Origin of the sequence: Corallococcus sp. 4LFB (assembly GCF_046520365.1) — a bacterium.
GTDB lineage: Bacteria > Myxococcota > Myxococcia > Myxococcales > Myxococcaceae > Corallococcus > Corallococcus caeni.
This window is the reverse complement of sequence record NZ_JBKGHJ010000372.1, coordinates 1-8,815: the sequence shown is the minus strand read 5'-3', so window position 1 is coordinate 8,815 and position 8,815 is coordinate 1. Positions and strand designations below refer to the sequence as shown.

Here is an 8,815-nt window from a genome sequence, read left to right as displayed (position 1 = left end):
CCCGCCGCTCCTCCGGCGTGCGCCCGCCGCGGGCCGCCTGCGCGAGCAGCCCGGCGCCCAACTTCTCCTGGAAGCTCCGCGTGCCCAGCTCGCGCACCACGCCCACGCGCAGGCTGTGGCGGGCCTCCATCGCGTCCAGGCCCTCCTGCGCGGCCAGCTTCGCGAGCGCCTGGCCCACGTGGTCGCTGAAGGCCTTGTCGTCGTACCGCAGCCCCGGCTGGGGCCCCGCGCCCGCGAGCAGCACGCCCAGGTGCTCCAGCGCCTGCGACAGGCGGGACACGTCCGCGTCACCCAGGAGCGACATGGCGCCCTCCAGGTCCTGCTTCAGCGGATGGGCGGGGGCGGAAGGGGGAGGCGTCGCGGCTTTCGCGCGGTCCTCGGCGGCGTGACAGGCCTTGTACTTCTTCCCGCTGCCACAGGGGCACGGGTCGTTGCGGCCGGGCTTGGAAGGGCTCACGGCCCGGCACCGTAAGCGAAAGCGCCCGGCCCTTCCACGAACGGAAGGAGCCGGGCGCCCCGGTGCTTCAGGAACGGTTCAGCGGGTTACTGGGGGGTGAAGCCCAGCGTCAGGCCGAACACGTGCGCGGAGCCGGAGTACGTGCCGGGGATGCCCGGCGCGGAGCTCTCCTTGTCCGACAGCGCGACGAACTGGTAGCCCAGGTCCGCGCGGAACGGCTTGAGCTGGTAGCCCACGCCCGCCGTCACCTTGATGCGGTTGGCGTCCGGCAGGTCCGGCGTCAGCGTGGAGTCGGGGCTGGGGGACGGGTCGTACACGAAGCCCGCGCGCACCTGCAGGGCCTCCGTCACGCCGTACTCGGCGCCCAGCGCGTACTTCCACTTCGCGTGCCAGCGCTTGGGCAGCGGGTTGTCGATGGCCGGGTTCTCGAAGCGGATGGCCAGCTCCGCGAACGAGGACCAGTCCACCCAGCTCGCGTCGAACGCCAGCAGCAGGTTGTTCAGGGGGCGGTACGCCAGGCCCGCCGTCACGGTGGACGGCAGGGTGACGTCCGCGCTGGCGGTCTGGTCCGTCAGCCGGCTCTGGAACTCCACCGGGATGTTCTGGAAGTCCGCCTGGCCCTTGAACTGGATGTCCACGGCGCTGCGGTAGTGCAGGCCCATGTCCAGGTTGTCCAGCACCTTGGCCTGCACGCCCACGTTGAAGCCGGAGCCCCAGTCCGCGCCACCCAGGTGGATGGAGCCCTCGCTGTTCACGAAGTCCAGGCCGCGCGTCAGCTCGATGGTGGCCCGGGCGATGTCCAGACCCGCGCCGAAGCGGAAGCGCGGGTGCAGCTCATACGCGAACGACGGGTTGATGTAGTACGTGGCCAGCGAGGACTCGTAGCCGCGGAAGCGGCCGCTGAAGCCCTCTTCCCACCGGCTGCGCGCGCCGAAGGGCGTGTACACGCCCACGCCGAACGCCGCCTTCTCGAACGGCTTGTAGACGACGAACAGGTGCGGCGGCGGCGACAGCGTGGTGCGCTGCCCTTCCGCCTCCTGGCCCGGCCGCTGGAACGTGATGCTGGGGAGGATGCCCGTGTCGCCCAGCGTGATGTCCAGCGTCTTCACGCCGACCATGTTGGCCACGTTGTAATAGATGGAGGACGAGTCCTCCAGCCATGCCGTGGCCGCGCCGCCCGCGCCGGTGGCGCGCGCGCCCTGGGTGTCAATCTGGAAGCCCGCGGCCTGGCTGGTACCGGCCGCCAGGATTGCCACGAGGGAGAGTGTCTTTTTCATGGGTGTTTGATTCCTCTCTCAGTGGTTCGCGTTACTGCGCCACGGTGCCGGTGGCGAGGAAGCCGATGATCTGGTCCTGCGCCGCGTTGCGCACCGTCTCGGGGATGGCGGGGTTGTTGAGGAACGCGTGACGGCCAGCCGGCGGGATGGCGCCGATGACGCTCTCCGGGAACATGTACGTGGCCACCGTGCGCGGAGCGCCCATGCGGTTGGCCGCGTTGATCAGCGCCTCCGTGTTCGCGTTCGGGATGACCTGGTCGCCCTCGATGTACTGGATGAACGTGCGGTGCACCTTGGGGTCCGTACCGGCCACCGCGGCGTTGTCCAGCAGGTAGGCGTAGTTGCGCGCATCCGCCGGGTCCAGGATGGTGTTCGCCAGGCCGATGAAGGTGTCGAACGCCGGGGTGCCCGGGTTGACGCCCGCGGAGGCGAGCGAGCCCAGGAACGCGGCGCGCTGCGCCGCGAAGGCGGGCGCGGTCAGCAGCACGCCGGCCAGGTCGCCACCGGCCACGTTGAGCACCGAGCGGTGCACGCGCGGGGACACCGCGGTGGACATGGTGCCCATGATGCCGCCGAGGCTCTGGCCCAGGTAGTCCACCTGCGCCGCGTCCAGCTTCACGGCCGCGTTCAGCTCCTGGCTGCCCAGCACGCGCAGCAGCTGGCTGAAGTCCACCACGTGGTGGCGGAAGTTGTCGCGCGTGGTGAACAGGTTGCCCAGGTTCAGGAAGTTCCAGCCGGAGATGGCCGGGACGCCGGAGCTGTTGCGGGTGAAGTCACCACCCTCGCAGCGGTTGGTGGCCGCCACGCAGCGGCCCTGCGACGGGGAGACGACGCTGGAGCAGTACACGTCGGCCGGCACGCCCGGCGGGAGCGCCGCGGCGCTGCAGTCCGCGGCGGTCGTCGGCGTGCGCGACACGCAGCGGCCGTAGGACAGGCTGGCGGGGTTGTTCTCGCAGCGCTGGGTCTGGGGGCTGGCGCACGCGCCGTCGTCGCCCACCGTGTCCGTGGTGCCCAGCACCGCGGCGGAGCCCACGCAGCTGGTGCGCTCACCGTGGTAGACGGCGTCCATCGCGACCACCGCGTAGCCCGCGCCGGTCATCTTGTTGGCCACGCCGAGCACCGCGGTGCGGTTGCTCGTCAGGCCGTGGCCGAACACCAGCACCGGCCAGCCCGTGGCGGGCGCCTCGCCGGCCGGCACGAACAGCATGAACGGGTAGCGCGTGGGGCGCGGCTCGGCCGGGTTCAGCGTGCCGAAGGGGCCCGTGAGCAGCAACGGCGTGTTGGCCTGCACCTCGTAGACCGCGCCGACGTTGTCGCTGGGCAGCCCCGCGCCGGTCATCGCGCCCTTCACCTGCGCGGTGATGGGGAGGATGTAGTTGGGCGACGCGGACGCCCCGAGCGCGCCGGGCAGCGCGTACAGCTGCTGCAGGATGGACGTGGTGCTCTGGGTGGTGAAGTTCCAGCCCAGCGCGATCTTCGAGCGCGGGATGCCCAGGCCGCCGTCCTTGACCGGCGCCGCCACCTTGTCGAAGTAGGGCTTGAGCAGCAGGCGGCGCGGCTCCAGCTGCTTGGCCAGTTCGCTCGGCACGGAGGAGATGGTGCTCTTGCCGTCGACGTACACCGGGTTGGCCAGGCGCAGCAGCGCGAAGGCCGTGGCCGGGGCCACGTTGCGGCCCTGCATGTCCTTCAGGTCCGTGGTCAGCACCGCGCCGTACTCGGTGGCGCCATCCAGCGGCGCCTTCGGGACGATCTGCAGCTGCTGGGGCACGGGGACGACGCCGTCGGTGCCCACGCTGGTGCCGCAGTCACCGGTCTTGTTCACCAGGCAGACCGCCACGTCGGGCTGGGTGCCCTTGTCCTGGTTGGTCACCTTGAAGAACTTCACGCCCGCGGCCAGCGACGCCGGATCCACCGTGGGCGCCGGGCCGTCCGAGGCCTCGCGGAACATGGTGCCGTCCAGCACGCCCACGCTGTCGCCGTTCTCCGACACGATGGCGCCCGTGGTGGAGAAGCCGTCCAGGGTGTTCAGGCCCATGAACAGGTCCTGCTGCAGGCCCGGCGTCGTCGGAACGTCGAACGCCAGGTGCGCCGGCGTGGTGGCCGTGGCCGGGGTGCGGGCCAGGTTGTTGGGGAAGGGGACGATGGGCGCCGGCAGCCGCGCCGTCGGGGCCAGGCTGATGGTGGCCTCCGGCTGGTTGATGATCGAGAAGGTCCACAGCAGGACCACGTCCTCGCGCTTGAAGCCCTTGGCGACCAGGCCCTCGATGAGGGGCGCGTAGCCGCGGCGCAGCTGCTCCAGCTGGATGGCGCTGGCGGTCTGGTCCGCCAGGCGCTTGGCCGGATCCGTCTCCGCGGAGGGGATGATCTCCGTGGCCGGGGCGCAGTCCGGCGAGGTCAGGTCCTCGCAGGTGACCAGTGGCTTGGCGGAGCTGGCGAAGGCCCACGTGGCGGACCCGATGATGGGGTGGCCGGAGGTGGTCTTCAGGCCGTTCTCACCGCCGATGAGCGCCACCGCGTAGCGGCCGCCCTTCGGCCACGCCGGCAGGCCGGTGTTCGGATCCACCGGGGGGATGAGGTTGATGAGGTCCGTCTCCTCGTTGTACGCGATGGTCGGCATCACCGGCTTCTTCGCCAGCGGCGTGCCCGCGTACAGGTCGATGAAGATGACCGTCTTCGCGTTCACCGTGAACGCGTCCAGGTCCTTCACCTTGGTGGACGCGATGGCGGACGTCGGGAAGCCGTTCAGCGAGTTCAGGTAGTCGCGCGTGAACTCCTGCTCCGCCGCGGACGCCGCCGGGTTGATGGGCGCGTTCACCTTGCCCGTGGCCCGGTTGATGGCCAGGTCGTTGGGAGAGGGAACGACGGCGGGGGAACCCGTGGGATCGAACTCCGCGAGGCCGACGTTCGTATTCGGAGCGTCCTGCGCGATTTCCGGCGTGCAGGCAACGGCTCCCAGGGCCATGGCCCCGAGGAACAGCGATTTCTTCATGGTGGGAATCCCCTCCAGCCCAAGGTGAACTGCTGGAAACAATGCAGTGAGTAGCACGCCCTCTCCCGGTCACAAAGTGAGAGGGATTGACGCGACGAGTCAGGTGTGGAGGGGCCTCGCGTGCACGCGGGTGGACGTCTCGCGCGGCGCGTGCGGGAGAGACGCGTGACGCGTGGTGGAACGGGGCTACGCTGCCGCTCCATGAGACGACTGCTGACTGTGTTGGCGATGACCGTGGCGATGGGCGCGAGCGCGGAGGAGGCCGGAGGCCTGACGTGGAGTGCGCCCGCGGAGTGGGCCGCCCAGCCCGCGCGGCCGATGCGCGCGGCGACCTACAAGGTGCCCGCTGCGAAGGGAGACGCGGAAGACGGGGAACTGGCCGTCTTCTACTTCGGGCAGGGCCAGGGCGGCGCGGTGGACGCGAACGTGAAGCGCTGGGTGGCGCAGTTCCAGAAGCCCGACGGCAAGCCCCTGGAGGACAAGGACGCGAAGACGAAGCAGGAGAAGGTGAACGGGCTGCCCGTGACCACGGTGGAGGTGAAGGGCACGTACGCGGGCGGCGGCCCCATGATGGGCCCGTCCACGCCCAAGCCGAACTTCAAGCTGCGCGGCGCCATCGTGGAGGGGCCGGAGGGCGCCCTCTTCTACAAGCTCACCGGGCCGGAGAAGACGGTGAACGGCGCGGAGAAGGGCTTCCGCAAGCTGGTGGAGTCGGTGAAGCCGGCGCCGAAGAAGTAGGGGCGGGCAGGCGGATCCGCGGGGCTCGCGGACGTCGGCAAGCGGATTGCTAAGGCCCTCCGGCACACGGCGCCCGAACGCCGAGCACCGGAGGCCTCACGTGTCGATGTGCCGCAGCCCTGAGTTCCAGAACCTCGTCTCCCGCGCCATCACCCTGTTCCCGGAGGACACCGTCCTGGGAGCGCTCCAGCAGATGTACCGCCACGGCGTGCACATGCTGCCCGTGGTGGAGGGGCGCGGGGGCGACCTCCTGGGCGAGGTGACCGAGGACGAGCTGCACCGCGTGGCCCGCCGCCGTCCGCTGGCCCGGCTGGCTGAAATTCTGACCGTCAAGGCGCTGGCGGCGCCGGAAGAAACGACCGTGGAGACGGCCGCCCCGCTGCGGCTGGCGGCCTCCAGCGGCTGGCTGCACTGAAGGGCCCTCGCGTGCCCATCCGTCGTGGGGGAGGGGAAGCCCGGTGGCCCGTCCGGCTGACCGCTGGTGGACACCCGCCCTTGCCGAATGGGCCTCCAGCCAACACCTCCTCGTGTGACTGGCGGCTGTCTGACGACTCGTACTGGCGGGCGGGCTGCAATCCCGGAAGGAGGTCAACAGCCTGTTGGCGGTGCCCCCGGCTTTTCGTCGAGGGCGAGGAGGCGGGTCATGAAGGCAGTGGCGATCATCCTGGCGGCGGGCAAGGCCCGGCGGATGTCCCACCCCAAGGCGCTCATCGAGCACGAGGGAGGCAAGAGCTTCCTTCAGTCGCTGGCGTCCACCTTCGGGAAGGCGGGGTGCGGGGTGCTGGGCGTGGTGGGCAGTGAAGAGGCCGCGGTGCGCGAGCAGCACCCCAGCCTGGAGCTGGTGACGAGCAGGGACTGGGAGAAGAGCCTGCTGGCGTCGGTGAAGGCCGGGCTGGAGGCGGCCATGGCCGAGGACGCGGACGTGGTGCTCCTGCACCCGGTGGACATGCCGGCGCTGCGGGTCACCACCGTGAAGTCCATGCTCAAGGACATGGAGCGCGGCGGCGCCGACGGCGTCATGGCCATCCGGCCGGAGTACGACAACGCCACGGGCTGGCCGGTGGTGCTGTCCCGGGGCGCGGCGCGCAAGCTGTTCGAGGCGGAGGGCGAGGACCTGGAGGCGGCGCTCAAGGCGCTGAACCCGCGCCGCCTGAACGTGAAGGACCCCGGCGTCATCGTGAACATCAACACGCCGGAAATCTACGGGCGCGTCTTCAGCACGGAGGTCAAGCTGGCCCCGCCGCCCAAGCGGCGCATGAAGCGCGCGGGGGCGTCCAACGGCGCCGGGGCGGACACCACCCCGACGTCCTACGCGGCGTCGTCGGAGGAATAGCGCGGCGCGCGAAGAGGCTCCCGGGGCCGCACGGTGCGAGAGGGACCCCGGGAGTTTTTACTTCAGCCTTCCGGCCTTCAGAACGACAGGCCCAGGCCCAGGTAGGGACCGGAGAACAGGTCCGCGTGCACCACGCCGTCGTCCAGCTGGCCGGCGTCGCTGAGGTACAGGGTGCGCCAGCCGCCGCGCAGGTTGAGGGCGCCCAGGTGCACCGCGAGCCCGGCCTGCATGTCCACCTGGCGGTGCGGGAAGGGCACCGCCTGGATGCGCGCCTCGAGGTCGAAGGGCGACGGGCCGATGCACGCCTCCAGCGACGCGGCGAAGCTGGGGCCCACGAAGATGGCGTCCGGGGCGTGCGCGCTGGCGATGCCGGCCTCCAGGCGGAAGCGGCCGCGCTCGGTGGACCACGGCGAAATCGTCAGGTGCGCGTCCAGCAGCGTCAGCCGGTCCGTGTCCTCCGAGCCGTCATCCGCGCTCAGCGCGATGCCGCTCACGCGCGCGTCCATGCCCAGCGCTGGCCGTCCAGGGCCATGAAGAGGTCCAGCGCGCCGCCGGTGTCGCCGAAGCTGTCGCCCTGCACGTTCAGGTGCACGAGCGGCGCGGGCCTGGGCGCGCGAGCCCCCCGGGGGCCGCCACGCGCGCGCGGCGGTGGTAGCTGGCCGGGCCGCTGACGAAGAGGACGTCGAACCAGCCCACGCCGACGCCGGAGGCGCGCACGCTGGAGCGCACCGGCGCGTCCGAGGCGTAGCGGCCCACCGGGGTGGCGCGGTGCTCCTGCTTGCCGTCGTCCTTGTCGTCGGAGCCCTTCGCGTCGGAGGTGCCGGCCGGGAGCGCTTGCCGAAGCGGGCCTCCGCGGGCGCGGACCCCAGCAGGACAGCGACGGCGAGCGCGGCACACAGCGTCTTCCAGAAGCCCACGGCGACCCCTCCTCTTCTTCATGGGCCCACGGGATGGGCCGCGGCATCTGGACGCCTGCTCGCCCGGAATATTCAACCCTCGGCACCCCGCGGGAGACCAGGGCCCCCGGGGTGGGGGGCGGTGTCCGGAAGGGGGCATGTGCACCCCCGGACACCCGGGCGGCCTAGAAGACGAAGCCGGCGCCCGCGTAGGGGCCCACGAAGCGGTCCACGTGCTGGACGCCGTCCACCTTGCCCGTGTCGTCCAGGATGAGCCCGCGCACGCCGCCGCGCAGGTTGAGGGCTCCCAGGTGCACCGCCAGGCCCGCGCTCGCGTCCAGCTGCCGGTAGCTGCCGGCGTGCCCTGCACGCGCGCCTCCGCGTCCAGCGGGCCCGCCACGCAGACCTCCAGGGACGTGGCGAGGCTGGGGCCCACGAAGGTGATGTCCGGCGCCACCGCGGTGGAGACGCCGCCCTCCACGCGCCAGCGCATGCGGTCGGTGGACACGGCGGCCCAGGTGAAGTGCACGGTCGCCAGGCGGAGCTCATCCGTGCCGCGCGTGCCGTCGTCGGTGGGCAGCGTCAGCTGCGTGCCCTGCACGGCGAAGCCCAGCGCTTCGCCCTCGATGCCCAGGAAGACGTCTCCGGCGGTGCCGCCGCCCATGGCGCCGACGTTGAGGCCCATGCGCACGTCGAGCGGCGGCGAGGGGGCCCGCTGGCGGACGGCCATGTCCACGGGCCGCGCGCCTTCGGAGGTGTCCACGGCGATGGCCAGCAGCTCCGCGGCCGCCAGGAGGGCGTCGCCGTAGGACTCCGCGGAGTACGAAGACCGGCTGTACGCGGGCGCGGTGTCGCAGCAGTCGTCGTCGTCGCTCGGGGGCGGCGGCGGGCGGCTGGGGGCCTCGTCCCGCGAGCTGGAGCGGATGGGCGTCGCGGCGTGGACCTTGGCGCCCTTGTCGTCGTCCTTGTTGCTGCTGGAGGAGTCCGACGACTTCTTGCCGAAGCGGGCCTCCGCGGGGGGCGCGGCCAGGAGGAGGCCGGCGGCGAAGGTGGCGCACAGCGCGGGGCGGAAGGCGGACACGGGAGGCTCCGGGGCGGGGGCGGGGAGAGGCCCCTCCGCGCCCC

Annotated in this window: 8 protein-coding genes; 3 read left to right on the top strand and 5 right to left on the bottom strand. The window is 71.7% G+C overall.

Features of this window, described 5'->3' with window-relative positions:
* The 3 genes from ACLEQD_RS30755 to ACLEQD_RS30745 form a co-directional block, all read right to left on the bottom strand.
* A partial coding sequence (locus ACLEQD_RS30755; RefSeq protein ID WP_410388997.1) for an SEC-C metal-binding domain-containing protein occupies positions 1–457 on the bottom strand: 457 nt, incomplete at its 3' end.
* 86 nt (positions 458–543) lie between these two features.
* Entirely contained in the window at positions 544–1,734 is a 1,191-nt protein-coding gene (locus tag ACLEQD_RS30750) for an OmpP1/FadL family transporter (protein WP_410388995.1), read from the bottom strand.
* 31 nt (positions 1,735–1,765) lie between these two features.
* On the bottom strand, positions 1,766–4,723 hold the full coding sequence (locus tag ACLEQD_RS30745) for a hypothetical protein (RefSeq protein WP_410388993.1): 2,958 nt from the start codon (positions 4,721–4,723) through the stop codon (positions 1,766–1,768).
* 201 nt (positions 4,724–4,924) lie between these two features.
* Between ACLEQD_RS30745 and ACLEQD_RS30740 the strand changes: the two genes are divergently transcribed.
* The 3 genes from ACLEQD_RS30740 to ACLEQD_RS30730 all read left to right on the top strand — a co-directional run bounded on the left by ACLEQD_RS30740 (position 4,925) and on the right by ACLEQD_RS30730 (position 6,794).
* Positions 4,925–5,461, top strand: a complete 537-nt coding sequence (locus tag ACLEQD_RS30740) for a hypothetical protein (protein ID WP_410388991.1) — start codon at positions 4,925–4,927, stop codon at positions 5,459–5,461.
* Between the two features lie 106 nt (positions 5,462–5,567).
* The gene (locus tag ACLEQD_RS30735) at positions 5,568–5,876 is read left to right on the top strand and encodes an HPP family protein (RefSeq protein ID WP_410388999.1); all 309 of its coding nucleotides are present in this window, start codon (positions 5,568–5,570) and stop codon (positions 5,874–5,876) included.
* Between the two features lie 228 nt (positions 5,877–6,104).
* Positions 6,105–6,794, top strand: a complete 690-nt coding sequence (locus ACLEQD_RS30730; RefSeq protein ID WP_410388990.1) for an NTP transferase domain-containing protein — start codon at positions 6,105–6,107, stop codon at positions 6,792–6,794.
* A 77-nt stretch (positions 6,795–6,871) separates the two neighbouring features.
* Here ACLEQD_RS30730 and ACLEQD_RS30725 read toward each other — a convergent pair whose 3' ends face one another.
* Both ACLEQD_RS30725 and ACLEQD_RS30720 read right to left on the bottom strand, forming a co-directional pair.
* Positions 6,872–7,288, bottom strand: coding sequence for a hypothetical protein (locus ACLEQD_RS30725; protein WP_410388988.1), 417 nt, complete (start codon positions 7,286–7,288; stop codon positions 6,872–6,874).
* Positions 7,289–7,376: 88 nt separating this feature from the next.
* Positions 7,377–8,815: hypothetical protein (locus ACLEQD_RS30720; protein ID WP_410388986.1), on the bottom strand; the 1,439-nt coding region annotated here is incomplete at its 5' end.

What these genes read in the sequence shown, in the direction of transcription:
- ACLEQD_RS30750 (WP_410388995.1), bottom strand. Translation starts at nt 1,734, where the DNA reads ATGAAAAAGACACTCTCCCTCGTGGCAATCCTGGCGGCCGGTACCAGC.
- ACLEQD_RS30745 (WP_410388993.1), bottom strand. Translation starts at nt 4,723, where the DNA reads ATGAAGAAATCGCTGTTCCTCGGGGCCATGGCCCTGGGAGCCGTTGCC.
- ACLEQD_RS30740 (WP_410388991.1), top strand. Translation starts at nt 4,925, where the DNA reads ATGAGACGACTGCTGACTGTGTTGGCGATGACCGTGGCGATGGGCGCG.
- ACLEQD_RS30735 (WP_410388999.1), top strand. Translation starts at nt 5,568, where the DNA reads ATGTGCCGCAGCCCTGAGTTCCAGAACCTCGTCTCCCGCGCCATCACC.
- ACLEQD_RS30730 (WP_410388990.1), top strand. Translation starts at nt 6,105, where the DNA reads ATGAAGGCAGTGGCGATCATCCTGGCGGCGGGCAAGGCCCGGCGGATG.